Genomic DNA, 21,932 nt, shown 5'->3' on the forward strand with positions numbered 1-21,932 from the left:
CCACGGGTGCTCAGCGGTTCGGGTCGGTCGTCAGTGACGGCAGCACCTACGACCTGTACCGCACGCAGCGGGTCAACCAGCCCTCCATCCAGGGCACCGCCACGTTCTACCAGTACTGGTCCGTACGCCAGTCCAAGCGCACCGGCGGCACGATCACGGTGGCCAACCACTTCAACGCGTGGCGTTCGGCGGGTCTGACGCTGGGTCAGCACGACTACCAGATCATGGCGACCGAGGGCTACCAGAGCAGCGGCAGCTCCAACATCACCGTCAGCGACGGCGGCTCCAACAACGGCGGCGGGGGCACCACGCCGACCACCGGTAGCAGCGGCGGCGGCACGCCGACGACCGCCAGCGGTGGCGGCGGCGGTAGCTGCACCGCTTCGCTGTCCGCGGGCAGCCAGTGGAGCGACCGGTACAACCTCAACGTCTCGGTCAGCGGCTCCAGCAACTGGATCGTGACGATGAACGTCCCGTCGCCCGCGAAGATCATCGCGACCTGGAACATCAGCGCCAGTTACCCGAGTGCGCAACAGCTCGTCGCCAGACCGAACGGTAGCGGCAACAACTGGGGCGTGACCATCCAACACAACGGCAACTGGAACTGGCCCTCGGTATCCTGCCGAACAGGCTGACAGCGGCAACGCACCGTGTGGCGCGGCTTCCTTCGGGGGGCCGCGCCACACGCGTTGCTGAGCGGGACAGCACATGCTAGGTTGTTCTCGAACCGAGAAATTCTAAGACTGAGAACAACTTGGAGCGCGGGTGCGGGACTACGATCCTTCGCGGTATGAGCCGGCGGCGGTGACCGTCGACATCGTCGCGCTGACCATCCGCGACGGTGCGCTGCAGGTGCTGCTCGTCGAGCGCGGCGAGGAGCCGTTCCTCGGCAGGCTCGCGTTGCCCGGTGGCTTCGTCCGATCGTCGCGCGACGCGAAGGGGCGCGTGCGCGGCGAGACGCTCGACGCTGCCGCCGCCCGCGAACTGGCCGAGGAGACCGGCCTGGTGCCCGGCCACGCCGCGCTCAACCGGGTGCACCTGGAGCAGCTCGCCACGTACGGCGCGCCCGACCGCGACCCGCGGATGCGCGTGTTCTCCGTGGCCTACCTGGCCTTCGGGGCCGACATGCCCGACCCGGTGTCCGGCGGCGACGCGGCCGCCGCCGGGTGGCTGCCGGTCGACCGCGCGCGCCGGCTCGCCTTCGACCACGACGCGATCCTCGCCGACGGCTTGGAGCGGGCCCGCGCCAAGCTCGAGTACACCCCGCTGGCGACCTCCTTCGTGGGGCCCGAGTTCACCATCTCGGAGCTGCGCGGGGTCTACGCGGCCGTGTGGGGCGTCGAGCCGCACGCGGGCAACTTCCACCGCAAGGTGCTCTCCACGCCGGGGTTCGTCGTCGACGCCGGCGAGATGACCGAGCGCGGCGGGACGCGCGGCGGGCGCCGGGCCCGCCTCTACCGGGCCGGCGACGCCACCCTGCTGCACCCGGCCCTGCTGCGCCCCGAGGGGGAGCAGTGATGACGGCGCCCACGGACTTCGCCTCGGCGGCCAGGCTGCTGCGCGGCGCGCGTACCCATAACGAGGTCTTCGGCGCGGACCCGCGGGCGGCCACGGCGATCTACCGCGCGTTGGCCAAGCTCGTGCACCCCGACCGGGTCGGCGCCGACGAGGCCGCCGCCGCGCACGCCGCGTTCGCCACGCTGAGCGCGCTGTGGTCGGCCCGGCACGGCGACCGCACGGTCACCGCCCCGTCCGGCACCTACCGGGTGGGGGAGCGGCTCGCGGTCGACGACGTCGCCGACTACCTCGACGCGACCACGGGCACCACCCCGGTGCTGCTCAAGGTCGTCCGGCGACCGGCGGACAACGACCTGCTGCACGGCGAGGCGGCGGCGCTGCGCCGCGTGGCCGCGCAGGTGCGGCCGGAGCACCGCGCCTACCTGCCCCGGATGCGTGACGCGTTCACCCATCGCGACCGCGACAGCGGCGCCGACCGGGCGGTCGCCGTGTTCGACCGGCTCGACGGGTTCGTCAGCCTCGCCGCCGTGCGCGAGGCCTATCCGAGCGGCCTCGACGCGCGCGACGTGGCGTGGATGTGGCGGCGCCTGCTCGTCGCCATCGGCGTGGCGCACCGGGCCGGCGTCGTGCACGGCGCGGTGCTGCCCGAGCACGTGCTCATCGAGCCGCGCGAGCACGGCCTGGTGCTGGTCGGCTGGACCTACGCGGCCACACCACCGGCCGGCCGGATCCCGGCGATGGTGGGGCGCTACCGCGACTGGTACCCGCCGGAGGTGCCCGCCCGCGAGCGGGCCACCGCCGCCACCGACATCTACCTGGCCACCCGGTGCGTCCTCGCGCTCATGGGTGACCGCGCGCCGCACGCCCTGCGGCAGTTCGCCCGCGGGTGCCTGCTGCGCCCGCCAGCGGCCCGCCCGCAGGACGCCTGGCGCCTGCTCACCGAGCTGGACGACCGGCTCGAACAGACCTTCGGCCCCCGGCGGTTCCGGCCGTTCGCGCTACCCGCGACGGTCCCCGCCTGGCCGCGACACACCACCTAGAAAAGGGGAGGTACGACAATGGGCAGTGGACTGTGGTCCACCGACGTGTACGACGCGGCGGCGCACACCCGGGCCCGCACCGGCGCGAGCGCGTTCGCGTACAGCGACTCGGGGGCGCGGAAGGTGCACCCGGCGCTCAATCCGTACGGGGTGACCGCGCGGGAGAGCCGCGACAGCGACGAGCACCCGCGGTCGCTGGCGATCGCGGTGCTCTTCGACGTCACCGGCTCGATGCACAGCGTGCCGCGCACCCTGCAGGTCAAGCTGCCGGGCCTGCTGGGACTGCTGCTGCGCAAGGGGTACGTGGCCGACCCGCACATCATGTTCGGGGCGATCGGCGACGCGACCTGCGACCGGGCACCGCTGCAGGTCGGCCAGTTCGAGTCGGACAACCGGATGGACGAGGACCTGGGCCGCATCCTGCTCGAAGGGGGCGGCGGCGGCCAGCAGACCGAGTCGTACGAGCTGGCCATGTACTTCATGGCGCGGCACACCACGATCGACTGCTACGAGAAGCGCGGCCGGCGGGGCTACCTGTTCATCATCGGTGACGAGCTGGCCTACCGCCGGGTCAAGGCGCGCGAGGTCAAGAAGATCATCGGTGACGACCTGAGCGAGGACCTCAGCACGGAGGCGCTGGTCGCCGAACTCCAGCGCAAGTACCACGTCTACTACATCCTGCCCGCCGGGACGTCCAACGCGGGCAGCCGGTCGATCCTGCGCTACTGGCGCGACCTGCTCGGCCAGAACGTCATCGAGCTCGACGACCTCGACGCGGTGTGCGAGACGATCGCGCTCACGGTCGGCCTGGAGGAGGGCGCCATCGACCTCGACGCCGGCCTGGAGGACCTCGCCGACGTCGGCTCGACGGCCGGCGCGACGGTCGGACGGGCCCTGGCCCGCATCGGCGGCGCCGGTCGTGACCTGGCCGTCGGCCCGGCGCTGACCGACCCGACCGACGGCCCCGACGGACTCGTGCGCCTGTGAACACTGGACACGTCGCTGTCGTCGATCTCGGGTTCGGCGACGCCGGCAAGGGCACCGTGGTGGACTGGCTGTGCGCGACACGGCCGGTCCCCGCGGTGATCCGCTTCAACGGCGGCGCGCAGGCCGGCCACAACGTGGTGACCGCCGACGGGCGCTCGCACACCTTCGCCCAGTTCGGCTCGGGCACCCTGCGCGGCGTGCCGACGTTCCTGTCGCGGTTCATGGTGTTCGACCCGCTGGCCCTCACGGCCGAGGCCGAGCACCTGACCGCGCTGGGCGTGCCCGACCCGTACGCCCTGCTCACCGTGGACCGCGACGCGCTCGTCGCCACCCCGTACCACCAGGCGGTCAACCGGGCGCGGGAACTGGCCCGGGGCGCGGCCCGGCACGGCTCGTGCGGCATGGGCGTCGGCGAGACGGTCGCGCACTCGCTCGACCATCCGGACGCGGCGATCCGCGCGGGTGACCTGTTCGCCCCGGCGCTGTTGCGGCGCAAGCTGTCCGCGCTGCGGTCGTGGGCCGACGCGGCGTCCGCGTCGCTCGCCGCGGTCGACGCGCCACCGGTCGAGGCATGCCTTGAGGCGTACGTGGCGGTCGCGGCGCTGCTGCGGCTGGCCGACGGCAGCGACCTGGACGCCCTGCTACGCGCCGGGGGGTGCGTGTTCGAGGGGGCGCAGGGCGTACTGCTCGACGAGTGGCGGGGCTTTCACCCGTACACGACGTGGAGTACCACGACGTTCGACAACGTGGCCGCCCTGACGCCGGACTTCTACCGGCTCGGGGTGCTGCGGTGTTTCACCACCCGGCACGGGGCCGGGCCGCTGGTCACCGAGGACGCGCACCTGACGGCGACCCTGGTCGACCCGCACAACCACACCGGCCCGTGGCAGGGCGCGTTCCGGGTCGGGCACTTCGACGCGGTCGCCCACCGGTACGCCATCGAGGTGTGCGGGGGCGTTGACGGGCTCGCCCTCAGCCACGTCGACGTCGCCGAGGTTACGCCCGGACTGCGGATCTGTCGGGCGTACTCCGATGGTGTCGACCGGCTCGTGCCGGGACCGCACCGCGACCTGGACCACCAGGCGGCCCTGACCGCCCGGCTCGCCGGGGCCGCGCCCCGCCTGGACGCCGAGGCGCCCACCGACTGGATCGCGGCGGTCGAGGGGGCCGCCGGCGCGCCGGTCGTGCTGGCCTCCCATGGTCCGACGGCGGCGGACAAGACGGTGAGGAGGCCCGTCGGCCTCTCGGCCTGACCGCGCGGTCGTGAGGACACGGCTGACCGGCCTGTCCCACGTAGGGCGTTGTGCCACGTCACCGAACCGAGTGTCCATCTGCCCAGCATCAACCTGTCCATCCCTGTGGACGGTCGAACCATGTCTTGCACGCCGCCACGCCGCTAGCGTCCCGGGGGCGAACCGTTCGCTTTGGCTGCGGAGGGGACAAATGTCGATCACGGTGGCGGACCGTCGGATCCGGATGTCGGTCGTCGAGATCCTGGACGGATTCCTCAAGGCACAGCGGGTCGACATGAGAAGCGCGGTCCAGGTCGACGAAGACGTGCACCTCGTCACGAGTAACGACGATTACACGCTGGTCAACGCGTACGTGGTTTTCGAGCCGCCCAGTCCGTCGACCGAGCCGCGCGACCTGCGTGACCTGTTGAGCGAGGCGATCGCGGACCCATCGCGTACCGACATGATCGTGCCGGACGCGATGGCCGGCTGGGTGCCGCGGATTGGCGGCGCCGTGCGCGGGTTGGTGCGCCGGGTCGTGACCATCTCGGAGTTTCTCGACGGCTTTCTGCGGCCGGACAGCGTCTGTGACGAATTGACCGGTGCCTCGGGGCGCAACGCCGAGCTGCTGAACTCCGAGGACTTCGTCGAGCAGCGGGCACAGGTGCCCGGCCTGGGACGGATCGAGGCGACCGCCCACCTCTTCAACGGTTGGGCCAAGGGGAACACCCCGCGGCTCTGCATCGTGCTCGCACCGGCCGGACATGGCAAAAGCAAGATCACGCACATTCTCGCGAAGCGCATCGCGACCTATTATCAGCAGGCTGATGGTGCCATGCGCCCGCCGCTGCCGATCCTCATCTCCTTCGGGCAGTACCGGCGCTCCACGTCCTTCGCGGGGCTCATCCTGGAGGCGCTCGACCGGTTCGGCAACAACCGGCTCACCATCGAGGCGTTCCAGTTCCTTATCTCGCTCGGCCGGGTCCTGTTCATCCTGGACGGATACGACGAGATGGTCGAGGCCAACCCCGAGACGGCGCGTGACAACATCACCAACTTCGTACAGCAGGCCGGTCCGGAGAGCCGGATCCTGCTCACGTCGCGCTCGACGTTCTACCGCACCGCGTCAGACGTGGTGGGCCAGGTCGGTGACCCGCTGCTCCCGGAGTCTGATGTTGAGGTCATTGACCTGCTGCCCTTCGACCGGACTCAGGCGCGGGAATACCTCAAGAAGCGGCTCGGCGAGGCACCCGACCGATCGCGGGCGCTGGAGCGGGCGCAGGCGGTCGTGGACAACGACACCAACCTCGAGATCCTCGGTAGCCCGATCTTCCTCGTCGAGTTCGCGAACCAGGTGGCCAGCGAGCAGTTCTCCATCAGTGATATCCGGCGGCTGGGCAGCCTGCAGTTCCTGGTGGGCCGCGCCTTCCAGCGCGAGCGCAAGCGCCAGGCGCACGATTTCACCGACGAGCAGCAGCAGACATTCCTTGAGGGAATCGCCTTCGACCTGCTGCAGACGGGCGGTCCGGGATACAGCCGTGACGACCTCGCGGTGTTCGCGGCCGAGGCGGTCGACGATGAGGTCGCCCGTGCCGACTGGGAGAAGCTGGCCAGCCACCACTTCCTGCAGGAAAGCCAGGGCCGCACCGCCGTGGTCACCATGCGCCACCAGGTCTGGCGCGACTACTTCCAAGGTTGCGCGCTCGCGAGGCTGTTGCGTGCCCGGCAAAAGAACGCGGACGAGGTGATCACCAGCCGGGATCTGCCCGAGGGGGTGCTGCGCTCCGCAGCCGGTCTGCTCGACGAGGCGACCCGGAGTTGGCTGCTGGAGCGGGTGCCGGAAAACGGCGACAAGCTGGTCCGCAATCTGGTGCAGATGTGGCTGTCCCGGCGGGAGCCGGAGGCGACCGGTAGAACCGCACTCCCGGCGGAGCTGCGCGGCATCCTCGCTGGACGCGACCTGTCCGGCCGCAGCTTCACCTCGGTCGCGTTCCACGACACGGATCTGCGCGGCGCTAACCTGGCCGACTGCTACTTCGAGGACTGCGACCTGTCCGGCGTCCGGTTTGACGAGACCGTCCTCGACCGCACAACGCTGCGCGGCTGTACCGTGTCGCCCGGAATCGCTGCCGCCATCGTGGCCAGCGTGACGATTGATGACGAGCAGCTCTTCGGGCCGCAGTTGCGCGATCGATTCGCCGGGCAGCCGAGCGCCACCCCAGAGGGATCTTCTCGGTCGGACGACTTCCGGGAGTGGGCCGCCGAGGTGCTGTACGGCCGGCTCAGCAAGTTCGTGAAGTCGAAGATGGGCGAGAACAATGTGGCCATCGACGACGCCATCAGCTGGACGGCTTTCATGGGAGGCACCGATCCCCGACGGCGGGACTTCGTGGTCCGTCGGCTCTACCGAGGTCTCCGCGCCGAAGGGGTGCTCTACGAGGGCCGGACGAACAGCAGCGGCCGGCCGACAGTCTGCCTCTCGGATGACACGGACGTGCAGGCCGACGTCGTCGCGTTCGTCCGCAACGGCACGCGTGGGCCCGTGATAGAGGGGGTCCTCGACCGGCTACTGCCTCGGACCGGTTCGTGACCGGGGCGCGGGCGAGCTTCCTCGGCTGGCTGGCCGACCCTGGGCCTCCGTTTCGTGAGCCGGTACTCGTGCCATACCTCGAACGGCCGATCATCCTTATCGGGCCAAACGGCTATGGCAAGACACGCCTGCTGCGGTCGCTCGTGGATCGGCACACGGCACGGCTCTTCTCGTCCCTTCCGCGTCGGCTCGCGCCGTACCTGACCTTGGCGCGGCGCCGCATCGAGGACCGACGCCGGCCGCACGACCTCAGCGACAAGGAGCTCTTCGAGGCGGCCGAGGCGACCCGCGCGCAGGACGACGACGAAGCCTGGTGGTGTGCCCACCTTGACCGCCCAGACCTGTGGTGGACCGTGCGGCTCGCCCACAACGGCGCGGTGATCGGCGCGGTATCTCCCGATGACCCGTTCAACGAGCTGGTCCGGCTGCCCGCTGGCAGCCGGCACGCGGCGCTCACCGTCGAGCCCTGGGTCAACCCGGACGCGGAAGATCCGGCGGGTCTCGACCGCGCGGTGGCGCGGGCGTTTCGGGACTGGGCGGCGCACGTGCTCAGCGATGCCACGCTCTACGCCAACCCGCTGGTCGCGACGCGCGCCGATGGCGAGGCCATTTCCCTGCTGACGCTTGCGACGGCCTACTGCACGCTCCTAGCTGAACGGACGACCGCGCGGCTGCGCAGGCTCGCCGGCTTTCCCCTGGAACTGAGCTGCCGTCCCGCCGAGGACTTCGCCTGGCACGTACGGGTGGCCGGCGAGTGGATCCCGGTCGCGCACACCAGCCGTGCGATGAGCCGCTGGTGCACCCTGGCGGCGACCGAGACGCTGCGTGAGCTGAGCCAATGTGTGGCGGAGGTGGCCGGCGATGCCATCCGTACCTCCGACGAAGCGGCACTCGCCGGCACGATCGACCCGGTGTTTGTCCCGCCTGGGGTGCCTGGCCCATTCGCCACCCGGTCGACCTGGGTAGCGATGGACGAGCCGGAGGTGCACCTCTTCGCCAGCGAGGCGCGCGTCCTCGCCGACGCGTTGGCCGGACGTGGCAGCGACGGCCGGACGCTTGTCGCCACGCACAGTCTCGAGTTCGCTGCCCGGTTCGTCGGCATCGGGGACTTCCTCGTTTTCGACGAACCGGGCCACTTCTCGCTCGACCGTCCAGAACGGGGTATCGGGACCTTGCTTACCACCCTGGCCAGCCATGGACCCGGCATCCTCGCGGGCACCCGGGTGCTCTACGTCGAGGGCGACTGGGACGTTGAGCTTCTGGAACGCTTGTACGGCCCACGCCTAGCCGCTGCCAACGTCCTGTTGAGCCGAATGCACGGGGTGAAAGGCGCTGGTGTCGCGGCGACATCGGTTTGGCAGCGGATGATGTCCACCCCGTTCGGAATGGTATTCGACGCAGTGCGCGGCGACGCGGCGCAGCGGCAGTGGAACGAACTGCTGGCGGCTGTCGCGACAGGCGGCCGGCATGTCGCGCTGCGCCAGCTGCGCGCCGCTATCCGGACCGCGCGGGATGCCCGGCACGAGGACGTCGAGCTCATTCGACTGTTTCACGCGGTGATCGATGGCGGGCTCGAGAACCGGCTCCGGCTGGTCATGCATGGGCTGTCCGACGTGTTCCAGGTCGTCCACCCCAAGGTTTACGGCGTGACCGCGTTGTCCTGGCAGGAGGCCGGGTACGACGGGACCATCGGTTTCAAGGAGTTCTGCCGGCGCGTTGCCTCGGTCGATTTGGGCGACGGGCGCCAGTGCCGGCGAATACTCGACGCATTCGACGAGGCCGGTCGTCCCGTCGAGGCCGAGGCCGCCGCCGCGCTGTCGCGTGCCATTGATGGATTCCTGGACGGGTGAAGCCGTTGACGTGGAGGCCAATGGCCACGCTTAGCCGATGCGAGCCTGAGGCCGCCGATCCTGAGCGCTGCGGCGGCGGCGGGCTGTGGCCCACCGCCACCGCATGCGATCGGGGATGCCGGGCGCGGACTACTTCGTGTTCGGGCCCAGGCAGAGCAGCTTGGTGTCGCCGCCCTTGATGAGCAACACGGTGTAGCTGGTGACGCCGGGCACGTTGCCGCACTCGGCCTCGGCCTCGGCCGCGCCCTTGCCGTCGACAACCTTGAGGATCTTGCCGACGGCCTTCGAGTCGGAGCAGTCGACGGCGTTCGGGACGGCCGTGGACTGGGCGGTCGCGGACGTCGACATGGAGTCGACGCAGTTGCCCTCCGCGTAGGCGGTGTCGACGGCCTTGTTCAGCAGGAAGTACACGACGACGCCGCCGAGGGCGCAGAGCACCACCAGGAGCAGGACGACGATGAGGATGATCTTGCCGGTCTTCTTCTTGGGGGGAGTGGGGGGCGGGGCCGGAAACGCGGCATCTGACATGGGAAATCCTCGTCACGGGGTGATAGAACGTCGACACGCTACTGGTTGGGTGCGTCGCTCGCGACCCCTTGCGGGGCCTGGGCTGTCGGACATCCAGCATGTCCGTTTCATGTCGGCGGGCCATCACTGATGGACATACGCCTCTATTCGGACATCGCCTTGCGTCAATGACGGACGCCGCCCTATCCTCACGCTTGGAAAGCGCTTTCCTTATATCTGGACCGTCCCGGCCCAGGCCCTGCCTACGGCAACGAAAGGCGTCCCCACGTCGACGATGCGTCGTGGCCGTCCCTCGCGACGGGCGACGGGCGACGCCTGGTCCAGACCAGCGAATGTCCTGCGCTCATTGGCGAAAGGTAAGGCGAGGATGAGACGACCAGTCGCATTGCGACTTTATGCCGCGCTGGGTACGACGGCCGTCGCGGCCGCCACCGGCGTGGTTCTGCTCATGCCCGAGGCATCGGCGGCGACCGGTGGCGTCACCGGCTACGCGACCCAGAACGGCGGAACCACCGGCGGCGCGGGTGGCCAGACGGTGCAGGCCTCCTCCGGTACCGCGATCCACGCGGCGCTGTGCAACCGGGCCAGCAGCAGCACCCCGATCATCATTCAGGTCTCCGGCACCATCAACCACGGCAACACCACGAAGGTCTCGGGCAGCAGCTGCAACACCGCCGCGGACAAGATCGAGCTCAAGGAGATCAGCAACGTCACGATCGTCGGCGTGGGCGGCGGCGCCGTCTTCGACCAGCTGGGCATCCACATCCGTGACTCCAGCAACATCATCATCCAGAACGTGACCGTCCGGAACGTCAAGAAGTCCGGCTCGCCGACGTCGAACGGTGGCGACGCCATCGGCATGGAGAGCACCGTCCGCAACGTCTGGGTCGACCACGTCACGCTGGAGGCGTCCGGTGGCGAGTCGGAGGGCTTCGACGGCCTGTTCGACATGAAGGACAACACCCAGTACGTGACGCTGTCCTACAGCATCCTGCGCAACTCCGGCCGCGGCGGCCTCATCGGCTCCAGCGAGAGCGACACCTCGAACGGGTACGTCACGTTCCACCACAACCTGTACGAGAACATCGACTCCCGTACGCCGTTGCTGCGCGGCGGCATCGCCCACATCTACAACAACTACTACGTGAGCCTCAACGAGTCCGGCATCAACTCCCGGGCCGGGGCGCGCGCCAAGGTCGACAACAACTACTTCAGGAACTCCAAGGACGTCCTCGGCACGTTCTACACCGACGCCAAGGGCTACTGGCAGACCAGCGGCAACATCCTGGACAACGTGACCTGGTCGGCCAGCTCGTCGGAGAACAACCCGGCGGGCCCGGGGATGGCGTCGACCACCACGGTCAGCGTCCCGTACCCGTACTCCCTGGACGGGGCGAGCTGCGTGCCGGGCATCGTCGGCCAGACGGCGGGCGCCAACAAGGGCCTGCAGGTCTCGACCGGCAACTGCTCCGTGACCGCGGGGCCGGCCACCACCCGCCCGGCGACCAGCGCGCCGGTCACGACGCGCGCGGCGACCAGCGCGCCCGCGACGACGCGCCCGCCGACCACGACCGCCGGCGCGACGACGGGCGCGCCCAGCGGCACGAACCTCAGCATCGGGGCCGGCGCCGACGGGTCCAGCAAGGCCGACGGCACGAGCTACGGCAACGTCAAGGACGGCAACATCAGCACCTACTGGTCACCGTCGGGCTCCACCGGGCAGATCTCGATCAAGTGGGGCTCCGCGACCGCCGTGGCCCGGATCAACATCCGGCTCGCGGCCGGCTCGGGCACGATCACGTCGTGGCGGGTGCTCAACGCCGACACGGGCGCGGTCCTGACCTCCGGCAACAGCAACGGTGGGGTGATCTCGTTCAGCCGTACCTCGCTGAAGAAGGTCACCTTCGAGATCACCGGTGCGAGCGGCACGCCGCGCGTGGGCGAGTTCGAGACGTACGCCAGCTGATGGCTGCGTGGGGTGGGGGCCGTCAACGACGACGGCCCCGGCCCCGACCTTTTCGTGCCCGCTGAGCCTAGGCAGTGCGCGGTTTGGCGGGCAGGCTGTATCCGTGACCAGCGCGACCGACCCCCGCCTGCGCGAACTCGTCCTGCTCCGGCGCGTGCGCGACCGGATGGACCGCGAGTACGCGCGGCCCCTCGACGTGGAGGCCCTCGCCCGCGGCGTGAACATGTCCGCCGGACACCTCAGCCGCCAGTTCAAGCTCGCCTACGGCGAGTCGCCGTACTCGTACCTGATGACGCGGCGGATCGAGCGCGCCATGGCGCTGCTGCGCCGGGGCGACCGCACCGTGACCGAGGTGTGTTTCGAGGTGGGTTGTTCCTCTCTGGGGACGTTCAGCACCCGGTTCACCGAGTTGGTCGGGATGCCCCCTAGCGCGTACCGTGCCCGGGAACTCGAGCGGGCGGCCGCCGAGATGCCGTCGTGCCACACGAAACAGGTGACCAGACCGATCAGGATTCGAGAAGCGCGGGCCGGCCAGTCGCAACTAGCCTGACCGCTATGGACATCACCATTAACGCGAGCTTTCTGCCGCAAACCGACCCGGACGAGTCCCTGGCCTTCTACCGCGACGTCCTCGGCTTCGAGGTGCGCAAGGACGTCGGGTACGGCGGGATGCGCTGGATCACGGTCGGCCCCGTCGACCAGCCCAGCACGTCCATCGTCCTGCACCCGCCGGCGGTCGACCCCGGCATCACCGACGAGGAACGACGTACCATCACCGAGATGATGGCCAAGGGCACCTTCGCCGGCATCGTGCTGGCGACGAAGGATGTCGACAGCACCTTCGAGCGGTTGCAGGCCAGCGACGCCGACATCGTCCAGGAGCCGACCGATCAGCCGTACGGCATCCGCGACTGCGCCGTCCGCGATCCCGCCGGCAACCTGCTGCGTATTCAGCAGAGCTGAGGCGCCCGTCCGGCCACGAGACGACGAGACAGGTGGGGAGACGATGAGCAAGGCCACGAGCAGGGGCGCGCAGCCGCACGCCGCCGACAGCCACGATCTGATCCGGGTGCACGGCGCGCGGGTGAACAACCTCAAGGACGTCAGTGTCGAGATTCCCAAGCGGCGCCTGACGGTGTTCACGGGCGTCTCCGGCTCGGGCAAGAGCTCGCTCGTCTTCTCCACCATCGCCGCCGAGTCGCAGCGGCTGATCAACGAGACGTACAGCGCGTTCGTGCAGGGCTTCATGCCGACCCTGGCCCGGCCCGAGGTCGACTACCTCGACGGCCTGACCACCGCGATCATCGTGGACCAGGAGCGGATGGGCGCCAACCCCCGCTCCACGGTCGGCACGGCCACGGACGCGAACGCGATGCTGCGCATCCTGTTCAGCCGGCTCGGCCAGCCGCACCTCGGTTCTCCCAACGCGTACTCGTTCAATATGCCTTCAGTGAAGGCGAGCGGTGCCATCACGGTGGACCGGGGCGCGGGCAAGACCAAGGCCGAGAAGGTGACCTTCACCCGACTCGGCGGCATGTGCCCGCGCTGCGAGGGCATGGGGTCGGTGACCGACTACGACCTGTCCGCGCTCTACGACGAGACGAGGTCGCTCAACGAGGGCGCGCTGACCGTGCCCGGCTACACGATGGACGGCTGGTACGGCCGCATCTTCCGGGGCAGTGGCTTCTTCGACCCGGACAAGCCGATCGGCAAGTTCACCAAGAAGGAGCTGCACGACCTCCTCTACAAGGAGCCTACGAAAATCAAGGTCGACGGCATCAACGTGACCTATGAGGGGCTCATCCCGAAGATCCAGAAGTCGCTGCTGGCCAAGGACGTCGACGCGCTGCAGCCGCACATCCGGGCCTTCGTGGAGCGGGCGGTGACGTTCCAGACCTGCCCGGACTGCGAGGGCACCCGGCTCAGCGCGGAGGCCCGCGCCTCGAAGATCAACGGCAAGAGCATCGCCGATCTGTGCGCGATGCAGATCAGCGACCTGGCCGACTGGGTGCGCGAACTCGACGAGCCGTCCGTGGGCCCGCTGCTCACCGGCCTGCAGCACCTGCTCGACTCGTTCGCGGAGATCGGGCTGGGCTACCTCTCGCTGGACCGGCCGTCCGGCACGCTGTCCGGCGGTGAGGCGCAGCGCACCAAGATGATCCGCCACCTCGGCTCGTCGCTCACGGACGTCACGTACGTCTTCGACGAGCCGACCATCGGCCTGCACCCGCACGACATCCAGCGGATGAACGACCTGCTGCTGCAGCTGCGCGACAAGGGCAACACCGTCCTGGTCGTGGAGCACAAGCCCGAGGCGATCGCGATCGCGGACCACATCGTCGACCTCGGCCCGCGCGCCGGCACCGAGGGTGGCCAGGTTGTCTTCGAGGGCACGATCGACGGGCTGCGGGCCAGCGGCACGCTCACCGGCCGGCACCTGGACGACCGCGCCACCCTCAAGCCGTCCGTCCGCGAGCCGAAGGGCGCGCTCCAGGTGCGCGGGGCGAACGCCAACAACCTGCGCGACGTCGATGTCGACATCCCGCTCGGCGTCCTGACCGTCGTGACCGGGGTGGCCGGCTCGGGCAAGAGCTCGCTGATCCACGGCTCGGTGTCCGGGCAGGACGGCGTCGTGACGATCGACCAGGGGGCCATCCGCGGCTCGCGGCGCAGCAACCCGGCCACCTACACGGGCCTGCTCGAGCCGATCCGCAAGGCGTTCGCGAAGGCCAACGGCGTCAAGCCGGCCCTGTTCAGCGCGAACTCCGAGGGCGCCTGCCCGGCCTGCAACGGCGCCGGGGTCATCTACACCGACCTGGGCGTCATGGCCACGGTCGAGACGACCTGCGAGGAGTGCGAGGGCAAGCGTTTCGAGGCCTCCGTGCTGGAATACCGCCTCGGCGGCCGCGACATCGCCGAGGTGCTCGCCATGTCGGTGACCGAGGCGGAGGAGTTCTTCGGCTCCGGCGACGCCCGCACCCCGGCCGCGCACACCATCCTCGACCGGCTCGCCGACGTCGGGCTCGGCTACCTTACGATCGGCCAGCCGCTCACCACGCTGTCCGGCGGCGAGCGCCAGCGGCTCAAGCTGGCCACCCACATGGGCACCAAGGGCGGTGTCTACATCCTCGACGAGCCGACCACCGGCCTGCACCTGGCCGACGTGGAGCAGTTGCTCGCCCTGCTCGACCGGCTCGTCGACTCGGGCAAGTCCGTCATCGTCATCGAGCACCACCAGGCCGTCATGGCGCACGCCGACTGGATCATCGACCTCGGTCCGGGGGCCGGCCACGACGGTGGCCGGGTCGTCTTCGAGGGCACGCCCGCCGACCTGGTCGCCGCCCGCTCCACCCTGACCGGTGAGCACCTGGCAAAGTACGTCGGCGCCTGAGGTTCGCGCCACCGCCGCATCCGGTCGCCGACCGGATGCGGCGGGCCGGCACCTCAGAAGGTGACCAGCACCTTCACGACATCGTCGAGCTTCTTGTCCGCGACCTCGAACGCCTGCTCCATCTCGTCGAACGCGAAGATGTGAGTGGTCATCAGCGTCGGGTCGAGGCGTTTGGCCGACAGCATCCGCAGCAGCCGCTCCAGGCGCAGGCGTCCGCCCGGGCACAGGCCGGTCGCGATCGTCTTCTCCGCCATGCCGACGCCCCACGGCACGCGGGGGATATGGACGTACTCGCCGGTGCCGTAGTAGCCGATGGTCGACACCGTGCCGCCCGGCTTGGTGATCCGCACGGCGATCTGGAACGTGGCGTCCGCTCCCAGAGCCTCGATCGCGGTGTCGACGCCTTCGCCGCCGGTGAGTTCCTCGATCCGCTCCACCACGTCCTCCCGGGTGAAGTCCACGATCTCGTCGGCGCCGTAGGTCTGGGCGAGCTTCAGCCGGGTGGGCACGGCGTCGACGCCGATGATCAACCCGGCGCCGCGCAGCTTCGCGCCGGCCGTACCCATCAATCCGACCGGGCCCTGCGCGAGCACGGCCACCGTCCCGCCGATCGGGATGTCGCCGTGTTCGGCGCCCATGAACCCGGTGGAGAGCATGTCGGCGCAGTAGACCGCGGCGTCGTCCGACACGTCGTCCGGAATCCTGGCCATGTTCGCGTCGGCCTCGTTGACGTGGAAGTACTCCGCGAAGACACCGTCCTTGGTGTTGGAGAACTTCCAACCGCCCAACGGCCCGCCCGACTGCGACGAATGCCCGGCCTGCGACGCCGGGTCGCCCCAGTCGGGCGTGATCGCGCCGACCACGACCCGGTCGCCCGGGCGGAACTCGCGCACCTCGCTGCCCACCTCGGCGACCACGCCCACCGCCTCATGCCCGAGCGTGAGGTCGTGGCGCGGCCCGATCCCGCCGCCGACCGTGTGGGAGTCGGAGGTGCAGATCAGCGCGCGGCTGGTGCGCACGATTGCGTCGTTGGGACCCGGCTGCGGGACGGGCTTGTGCGTGAACCCGACGCGGCCGATCTCCTTCATGACGAATGCCTTCATGTCGGCCCCCGTACGACAGTGAGCTTCATCGAAACCCGAAGAATTCGAGTAATTCTTACAAGTCACCCTAACCCGGCGTTTTGCTCCAATTCAGCCCGTTGCCGTAACGGCGGGGTCGTCCGCTAGCTCACCGCCTGCTTGATCAGCGCCGCGATGCGGGCCTCGTCCGCCTTGGTCAGCTTCGTCAGGGCGAAGGCGGTCGGCCACATGGCGCCGTCGTCGAGGCGCGCGGCGTCATTGAAGCCCAACGTCGAGTACCGCGTCTTGAACTTCGCCGCCGGCTGGACGAAGCAGACGATCTGACCGTCCTTGGCGTACGCGGGCATGCCGTACCAGAGTCGGGGCGTGAGCTGCGGCGCGGTGGCCTTGATGATGGCGTGGACCCGCTCGGCGATGCCACGGTCCGGCTCCGGCATCTCCTCGATCTTCGCGACCACCTCGCTCTCGCTGGCGGCGGACTTCAGCTCCGCGGCGCGCTCCTTCATCGCGGCGCGTTCCTCTTTCGTGAACCCCTTGTACGACGTGCCGGTGGCCTTCTTGGCGGCCTTCTTCGTTGCCTTCGCGGTCTCTGCCATAGCGGGTATCCCTCACCTATCAGTCTTGATCACTTCGAGTTCCATGCTAGGAAGCCTGGCGGCACGGCCGCTTCTCCAAAACTGATCACTTCGCGGTCACGGTCGCAGGAGGACCTTGATGGCGCGGCGCTCATCCATCGCCCGGTAACCCTCGGCGGCCTCCGCCAGCGGCAGGGTGAGGTCGAAGACCCTGCCCGGGTCGATCTCGCGCCGGTAGATCAGATCGATCAGCTCGGGCAGGAAGCGGCGCACGGGCGCGGGCCCGCCGTGCAGGTGCACGCCGGAGCGGAACAGTTCCTCACCAGGAAGGTGGACGTCGTGGGAGACGCCCACGAAGCCGACGTGCCCGCCGGCGCGGGTGGCGCGGATCGCCTGCATCATCGACTCCTGGGTGCCGACCGCCTCGATCAGTGAGTGCGCCCCCAGGCCGCCGGTGAGTTCCCTGATGCGGGAGACGCCCTCGTCGCCGCGCTCGGTGACGATGTCGGTCGCGCCGTACTCCAGCGCCAGTTTCTGGCGGGGCTCGTGGCGGCTCATCGCGATGATCCGTTCGGCGCCGAGCTGCTTGGCGGCCAGCACGCCGAGCAGGCCCACGGCGCCGTCGCCGACGACGGCCACGGTCTTGCCGGGCCCCACCGCGGCGGCGACGGCGGCGAACCAGCCGGTGCCCAGCACGTCGGAGGCGGCGAGCAGGCCCGGGACCAGGTCCTCGGTCGGCAGCTCGGGGGTGGCGACCAGCGTGCCGTCGGCCAGCGCGATGCGCGAGTACTCGGCCTGGGCGCCCGTGGGACTGGCGGGCTGGCTGTGCACGCAGTGCGTCTGGTATCCGGCCCGGCAGATCTCGCACGTGTTGTCGGAGGCGAAGAAGGAGCCGACCACGAACTGCCCGGGCCGGATGGTGCGGACCTCGCTGCCGACCTCCTCGACGATGCCGACGTACTCGTGACCCATCGGCCGCGGCCCGTCGACCTTGTCGATCCCCCGGTACGGCCACAGGTCCGACCCGCAGATACAGGTCGCGGCCAGCCGGATGATCGCATCGGTCGGGGCGACGATCTTCGGATCCTCGCGCTGCTCCACCCGGACGTCGCCGGGGGCGTGCAGAACGGCAACCTGCATGACGGTCTCTCCTTCGAACGGGCCGGCACCACTCAGCTAACCCGTTTTGCGGCCAGCCCGCCGGGAGTACGCGGAGACCGCCCGCTAGCGGCGGCTTTCCGCCGCGGCCGCGGGAAGGCCCAGGACGGGCAGGCACTCGTCGACCCCGGTCAGCTCGATGTCCTCGCGGCGGCGCAGCTCCCACATCTCCCGGGTGAGCCGCCACTGCTGGATCCGCGCGGGCTCGCCCCGGCGGGTGTCCCAGTCGGTGCCGTTCGGTTCGTAGCCCAGGCCGCGGGATATGCGGTTGGACGCCTCGTTGTCGACGAAGGCGTCGCTGCCCGCCTCGCGCGCGCCCAGCCCGGCGAAGGCCAGGTGCAGAATCGCCGCCCGCATCTCCGCGCCGAGCCCTCGGCCGCGGCCGCCCGGGGCCAGCCACGAGAAGCTGGTCACCGTGCCGAACCGCGCGAAGTCCTTGCCGATGAGGTCCTGCATGCCGACCGGTTCGCCGTCGACGAGCACGGCGAAGTACAACCGCCACGACTCCGGACTCACCCGGCCCCGGCCGGACCAGATGCCGCGCAGCCACCGCCACTCGCGTTCGGGGTTGTCGGCGTAGAGCGAGCTCGGGTCGTCGAACGGCCACGGCTCAGCGTCCGCGACGCCGGCCCGCACGAGCGGCACGAGACGTGCGAGCAGGTCGTCGGACGCGCCCGCCAGCGTCAGGCGCGGCGTGCGAACTTCGATATTCAGCGGGGGATAGATGTGGGCCACGCCCGGACGGTAGCCAGCCCGTCCGGCCGCCGCATCCGGTTTCCCTGCTCAAGAGTCGGCGCGCGAAAAGTGCCTCTGCCTGTAGCGTTCCTGCCGTTGCAGGTCAGAGGCACTTTCCGCGTTCACGAACCTGGGTGGGGCAACTACTAGTAGTTGCACTGCACGATGAGGTCATCGGCGCGGATCAACTGATAGGCGCCGCTGCCCACGAGCGCGATGCGCACGTACACGGTGTTGGGCCCGCCCGTCCAGGAGGGAACGGTGTACTGGGTGTAGCCTCCCCCGGTCAGGGTGACCTGCCGCAGAGAGATATAGGTCCACGTTGAGGGGTTGATGACCTCGATGTTCACCTTCGCCCCGCTGAGCCCGGTGAGGTAGATCGCGGCGGCGCAGCCATTGCGGGTGGAGTTGTTGCGCAGAGTGACCGACCGGCCCACCGCGGAGAACTGCGTCTGAGCCCACAGGTAGGCGTTGTTCGGAGCGGTGCGCGCGGTACCCGCGTTGAGGTCGAAGCCGCCCCCGCTGGAGCCGTACGCCTCGACGGTCCAGGTGCTGGCGGGCTGGTAGTCGAAGCCGTCCGTGAGTTGCCAGATGCTGGCGTACGCCGCGCTGCCGGTGAAGGCGATCACGGCGACCGATACCGCCACGATTGCGGCCGCGGCGCGGACGAGGCGACCCAATACCGGCAGGCGCGCCGCCGTTCTCAGGATGCTCATGGTTACTCCTTGCATTGCGTGAGTAGGGACGATCTCACTTCGTTGCAGCCATGGCCCGCAAAGCCTAAGCAATAACAATTGCAATGTATAGGTATTGACATTTTTAAATCATACGTAAGGCCAATCCGCGCGCGGGGTCAGCCGCTCCGGGCATTCACGTGACCATTCGGATCACCTGTCGATTGCACATTTCGACCGATCGACAGTGATGGCCGTCGCATGAGCGGTTGGCCGCACTGCTTCGCAGTCACACCAACGGAGAGAAGCTGCGGATCCGTCGCCGCTATCGCTAGGCTCCGACGCATGATCGGCATGGGCCAGGCGCTCCCCACGGGCCGCAACCTCCCCGTCGCCGCCGGTCTCGCCGGTGTGGTCGCTGTGATTGTCCTCGGCCTGCTCCGCCTCGACGGCAACGCCGGCTTCCCCACGGATCCACTCGGCGCAGTGGCGCTTGCCATCGCGGTAGTGGGCGCGATGCTCGCCGCGAGCAGGCTCGTCGTGGCGGGGAACCGGCGGGCCGGACGGACGGCGCGGTGGCTCGGCGCGTGTCTGCTCGCCTATCTCTTCTCCGCGGGGTGGGCCGTCTGGGCGGCCGCCACCGGCAACGGGAGCGCCCCCCTGGCGATCGCATGCTGGAGTACGGCCTGGATCCCACCGCTGGGGCTCATGCAGGTCACCGCCTCCGCGGCCGTCCGAGCCGACGAACGGCCACCGTGGACCCATCGGATCCTCACCGCCGTGCTCGGGGCGGCCACACTGTTGAATCCGGTCCTCACCACCTCCGGCGAGCCGTTCACCGGCCTGCCGACCATCGCACCCGAGTCATGGCAGACGACGCTCGCGCCACTCGGCGCGATCGTCACGCTGCTCGGTGCCGTGGCGCTGCTGCTGATCCCCGGATCGCTGTGGCGGGCCGCGCTCGGCTCGCAGGGGACGGCTCGCGGCCGGCTCGGATGCGCGGCGGCCGGTGCCACCGCCGCCCCGCTCACCGTGAGCTTCTGCCTCCTGCTCGCCGTGGCCCGGGACCCGGGTGCCGTCGAGCCGTCGCTGGGCTCGGTCGCCTTTCTCATCGCGCTCTCCGTCGCCGCCCTGTTCAGCGCAGCGTGCGCCGTGCTGGCCGCTCGTGGCGCCGTGGCGCCGGGGCACCTGGCGTCCGCGGTGCGGGGCGTCGGCTTCGTCGCCGCCGGACTCGCCGTGACCGGGCTCGGGACGATCGTCGCCTCCCCCGGCATCGGGCTCGGCGCGACGCCGGTCGCGATTCTCGTCGCGATGATCACGCTCACGGCCGGTGTCGGTATCTGGCACGGGACCGGGCGGCTCATCTCGGTGCTAACCCCGGCCCCGACCACGCCCGCCCGCCCCGCCGAGGCGCCGCACGGGCCTACCCGACGCGTGGACACCGGCCCGGTGCCCATCCCGGGCCTCACCGCGCGCGAGGCCGAGGTTCTGGCCGCACTCGCCGAGGGCGCGAGCAACGCCGGGATCGCAGCCCAACTCGTCGTATCCGAGCGCACCGTCGACGCCCACCTGCGGGCGATCTTCGTCAAGCTCGGGCTCTCGCCCGACGCCGGGACGAACCGCCGCGTCCAGGCCGCGCGGATCTGGCTCGAGCACGACAACGCGAACCAGCGAAGCGCATAACACCTGGTCACGCGAGTCTCCACCGAAGATAGGTGCTGAGGCCGATGCCGCGAAGGTCGCCTGCCGGCCACGGTTGGGGCAGCGCGCACGCATCGCCCACACCTAGAGGAGCCACCCGCCGTGACACCGCCCCGACCGACATCGACGAACCTCCGCTGGCCGCGAATCGCGCCTGTCGGACTCTTCGTGCTCCTGCTCGTCTCGCTCGCCGGGAGAACCTTCTTCGCCTTCTGGGAGCCGCCCTTCGACGGCACGATCCGCTTCGACGACGTGACGTCGCTCGGCGGGGCGTACTGGCCGATGAACCTCTACCTCGGCGGCCCCGGCTACGCCGTCTCCTGGGTCGCTTTCGCGATCTTCATTGCTCTGCTGGCCCGCGGCCGGGGCGGCGCGCTGAACCTGATCGGCGCGTTCCTAGCTGGTGTCGGCGGGATCGTCTTCGCCCTCACCATCACCGCCGAGGTGCTCCCGTTCGCCTACGCGGCCGATCCCGCGGTCATGCCGGAGGCCGATGGCCGCGCACTCTTCGAGACCCTGAACGCGCACCTCGACATGCTGATCCCGGCGATCATCGGCACCCAGGTAGCGATCGCGATCGGGGTCCTGCTGGCCCTCGTCGGAACGCTGATCTCGCGGGCCGTACCGCGCTGGCTGTCGATCTCCGGCATCGTCTACATCATCATTTTCGTGGCGCTTCCGGCTGAGCAGCTCGGCCGGGCGGTCAACATGATCGGGTACCTGCTGCAGGTCGCCCTGGTGGCCGCCCTCAGCTGGTTCGGCCTGCGCGCGGCGCTGAACCGGCCTTGAGCACCCCGAAACGCGCCGTCGGGCCGTGCCCACGCGGCCCTCGGCGCCACCCTCGGTGACCCGCATCGCGCGGCCAGTTGTGGCCTAGATCGGTTGAGGTCGGGTGTTCACCGTGA

19 protein-coding genes are annotated in these 21,932 nt (G+C 69.8%); 13 read left to right on the top strand and 6 right to left on the bottom strand.

Annotated elements, in window-relative coordinates; all coding sequences use genetic code 11:
* The 7 genes from ABD191_RS10005 to ABD191_RS10035 form a co-directional block, all read left to right on the top strand.
* Window positions 1-635, top strand: a 635-nt coding sequence (locus ABD191_RS10005) for a glycoside hydrolase family 11 protein (RefSeq protein WP_344079220.1), incomplete at its 5' end; no start/stop codon positions are given.
* Window positions 636-765: 130 nt separating this feature from the next.
* Window positions 766-1,518, top strand: coding sequence for an NUDIX hydrolase (locus ABD191_RS10010; protein ID WP_344079223.1), 753 nt, complete (start codon window positions 766-768; stop codon window positions 1,516-1,518).
* On the top strand, window positions 1,518-2,558 hold the full coding sequence (locus ABD191_RS10015) for a lipopolysaccharide kinase InaA family protein (RefSeq protein WP_344079225.1): 1,041 nt from the start codon (window positions 1,518-1,520) through the stop codon (window positions 2,556-2,558). The genes ABD191_RS10010 and ABD191_RS10015 overlap by 1 nt, the downstream gene beginning before the upstream one ends.
* A gap of 18 nt (window positions 2,559-2,576) precedes the next feature.
* Window positions 2,577-3,545 carry a hypothetical protein gene (locus ABD191_RS10020; RefSeq protein WP_344079227.1) on the top strand — a complete coding sequence of 323 codons (969 nt, stop codon included), beginning with the start codon at window positions 2,577-2,579 and terminating at the stop codon, window positions 3,543-3,545.
* A complete protein-coding gene (locus tag ABD191_RS10025) occupies window positions 3,542-4,798 on the top strand; it encodes an adenylosuccinate synthetase (protein WP_344079229.1) in 1,257 nt (418 codons plus the stop codon). Before ABD191_RS10020 ends, ABD191_RS10025 begins: the two co-directional genes overlap by 4 nt.
* A 190-nt stretch (window positions 4,799-4,988) precedes the next feature.
* Window positions 4,989-7,367, top strand: a complete 2,379-nt coding sequence (locus ABD191_RS10030; protein WP_344079231.1) for an NACHT domain-containing protein — start codon at window positions 4,989-4,991, stop codon at window positions 7,365-7,367.
* On the top strand, window positions 7,364-9,217 hold the full coding sequence (locus tag ABD191_RS10035; RefSeq protein WP_344079233.1) for an OLD family protein: 1,854 nt from the start codon (window positions 7,364-7,366) through the stop codon (window positions 9,215-9,217). Before ABD191_RS10030 ends, ABD191_RS10035 begins: the two co-directional genes overlap by 4 nt.
* Window positions 9,218-9,346: 129 nt before the next feature.
* On the opposite strand, the gene ABD191_RS10040 is transcribed toward ABD191_RS10035, so the two are convergent.
* Window positions 9,347-9,745, bottom strand: coding sequence for an LppU/SCO3897 family protein (locus tag ABD191_RS10040; protein ID WP_344079235.1), 399 nt, complete (start codon window positions 9,743-9,745; stop codon window positions 9,347-9,349).
* 367 nt (window positions 9,746-10,112) lie between these two features.
* On the opposite strand from ABD191_RS10040, the gene ABD191_RS10045 reads away from it, so the two are divergent.
* The 4 genes from ABD191_RS10045 (at window position 10,113) to ABD191_RS10060 (ending at window position 15,102) form a co-directional block, all read left to right on the top strand.
* A complete protein-coding gene (locus tag ABD191_RS10045; RefSeq protein ID WP_344079237.1) occupies window positions 10,113-11,711 on the top strand; it encodes a pectate lyase family protein in 1,599 nt (532 codons plus the stop codon).
* 103 nt (window positions 11,712-11,814) lie between these two features.
* Window positions 11,815-12,261 (top strand): helix-turn-helix transcriptional regulator, encoded by a 447-nt coding sequence (locus ABD191_RS10050; protein ID WP_344079239.1) that lies wholly within the window; start codon window positions 11,815-11,817, stop codon window positions 12,259-12,261.
* Window positions 12,262-12,266: 5 nt separating this feature from the next.
* The gene (locus ABD191_RS10055) at window positions 12,267-12,674 is read left to right on the top strand and encodes a VOC family protein (protein ID WP_344079241.1); all 408 of its coding nucleotides are present in this window, start codon (window positions 12,267-12,269) and stop codon (window positions 12,672-12,674) included.
* 43 nt (window positions 12,675-12,717) lie between these two features.
* Window positions 12,718-15,102, top strand: coding sequence for an ATP-binding cassette domain-containing protein (locus ABD191_RS10060; RefSeq protein WP_344079243.1), 2,385 nt, complete (start codon window positions 12,718-12,720; stop codon window positions 15,100-15,102).
* 53 nt (window positions 15,103-15,155) lie between these two features.
* On the opposite strand, the gene ABD191_RS10065 is transcribed toward ABD191_RS10060, so the two are convergent.
* From ABD191_RS10065 to ABD191_RS10085, 5 genes are all read right to left on the bottom strand, one after another.
* Window positions 15,156-16,205: an NAD(P)-dependent alcohol dehydrogenase gene (locus tag ABD191_RS10065; protein ID WP_344079244.1), complete on the bottom strand. Its 1,050-nt coding sequence runs from the start codon at window positions 16,203-16,205 to the stop codon at window positions 15,156-15,158.
* A gap of 122 nt (window positions 16,206-16,327) precedes the next feature.
* Window positions 16,328-16,780 (bottom strand): iron chaperone, encoded by a 453-nt coding sequence (locus ABD191_RS10070; RefSeq protein WP_344079245.1) that lies wholly within the window; start codon window positions 16,778-16,780, stop codon window positions 16,328-16,330.
* A 96-nt stretch (window positions 16,781-16,876) separates the two neighbouring features.
* Complete coding sequence (locus ABD191_RS10075; protein WP_344079247.1) at window positions 16,877-17,899, bottom strand: zinc-dependent alcohol dehydrogenase family protein; 1,023 nt, start codon at window positions 17,897-17,899, stop codon at window positions 16,877-16,879.
* Window positions 17,900-17,983: 84 nt separating this feature from the next.
* A complete protein-coding gene (locus tag ABD191_RS10080; RefSeq protein ID WP_344079249.1) occupies window positions 17,984-18,652 on the bottom strand; it encodes a GNAT family N-acetyltransferase in 669 nt (222 codons plus the stop codon).
* 146 nt (window positions 18,653-18,798) lie between these two features.
* Window positions 18,799-19,368, bottom strand: coding sequence for a hypothetical protein (locus ABD191_RS10085; protein WP_344079251.1), 570 nt, complete (start codon window positions 19,366-19,368; stop codon window positions 18,799-18,801).
* Between the two features lie 303 nt (window positions 19,369-19,671).
* Here ABD191_RS10085 and ABD191_RS10090 point away from each other — a divergent pair, with 303 nt between their 5' ends.
* Window positions 19,672-21,009: a helix-turn-helix transcriptional regulator gene (locus ABD191_RS10090; protein ID WP_344079253.1), complete on the top strand. Its 1,338-nt coding sequence runs from the start codon at window positions 19,672-19,674 to the stop codon at window positions 21,007-21,009.
* A gap of 186 nt (window positions 21,010-21,195) precedes the next feature.
* Window positions 21,196-21,816, top strand: coding sequence for a hypothetical protein (locus ABD191_RS10095; protein ID WP_344079255.1), 621 nt, complete (start codon window positions 21,196-21,198; stop codon window positions 21,814-21,816).
* The last annotated feature ends 116 nt before the right edge of the window (window positions 21,817-21,932 follow it).

The sequence above is a fragment of the Luedemannella helvata genome (genome assembly GCF_039528415.1).
Classification (GTDB): domain Bacteria; phylum Actinomycetota; class Actinomycetes; order Mycobacteriales; family Micromonosporaceae; genus Luedemannella; species Luedemannella helvata.

What these genes read in the sequence shown, in the direction of transcription:
- ABD191_RS10015 (WP_344079225.1), top strand. Translation starts at nt 1,518, where the DNA reads ATGACGGCGCCCACGGACTTCGCCTCGGCGGCCAGGCTGCTGCGCGGC.
- ABD191_RS10045 (WP_344079237.1), top strand. Translation starts at nt 10,113, where the DNA reads ATGAGACGACCAGTCGCATTGCGACTTTATGCCGCGCTGGGTACGACG.
- ABD191_RS10065 (WP_344079244.1), bottom strand. Translation starts at nt 16,205, where the DNA reads ATGAAGGCATTCGTCATGAAGGAGATCGGCCGCGTCGGGTTCACGCAC.
- ABD191_RS10085 (WP_344079251.1), bottom strand. Translation starts at nt 19,368, where the DNA reads ATGAGCATCCTGAGAACGGCGGCGCGCCTGCCGGTATTGGGTCGCCTC.
- ABD191_RS10075 (WP_344079247.1), bottom strand. Translation starts at nt 17,899, where the DNA reads ATGCAGGTTGCCGTTCTGCACGCCCCCGGCGACGTCCGGGTGGAGCAG.
- ABD191_RS10020 (WP_344079227.1), top strand. Translation starts at nt 2,577, where the DNA reads ATGGGCAGTGGACTGTGGTCCACCGACGTGTACGACGCGGCGGCGCAC.
- ABD191_RS10030 (WP_344079231.1), top strand. Translation starts at nt 4,989, where the DNA reads ATGTCGATCACGGTGGCGGACCGTCGGATCCGGATGTCGGTCGTCGAG.
- ABD191_RS10060 (WP_344079243.1), top strand. Translation starts at nt 12,718, where the DNA reads ATGAGCAAGGCCACGAGCAGGGGCGCGCAGCCGCACGCCGCCGACAGC.
- ABD191_RS10090 (WP_344079253.1), top strand. Translation starts at nt 19,672, where the DNA reads ATGATCGGCATGGGCCAGGCGCTCCCCACGGGCCGCAACCTCCCCGTC.
- ABD191_RS10055 (WP_344079241.1), top strand. Translation starts at nt 12,267, where the DNA reads ATGGACATCACCATTAACGCGAGCTTTCTGCCGCAAACCGACCCGGAC.
- ABD191_RS10070 (WP_344079245.1), bottom strand. Translation starts at nt 16,780, where the DNA reads ATGGCAGAGACCGCGAAGGCAACGAAGAAGGCCGCCAAGAAGGCCACC.
- ABD191_RS10040 (WP_344079235.1), bottom strand. Translation starts at nt 9,745, where the DNA reads ATGTCAGATGCCGCGTTTCCGGCCCCGCCCCCCACTCCCCCCAAGAAG.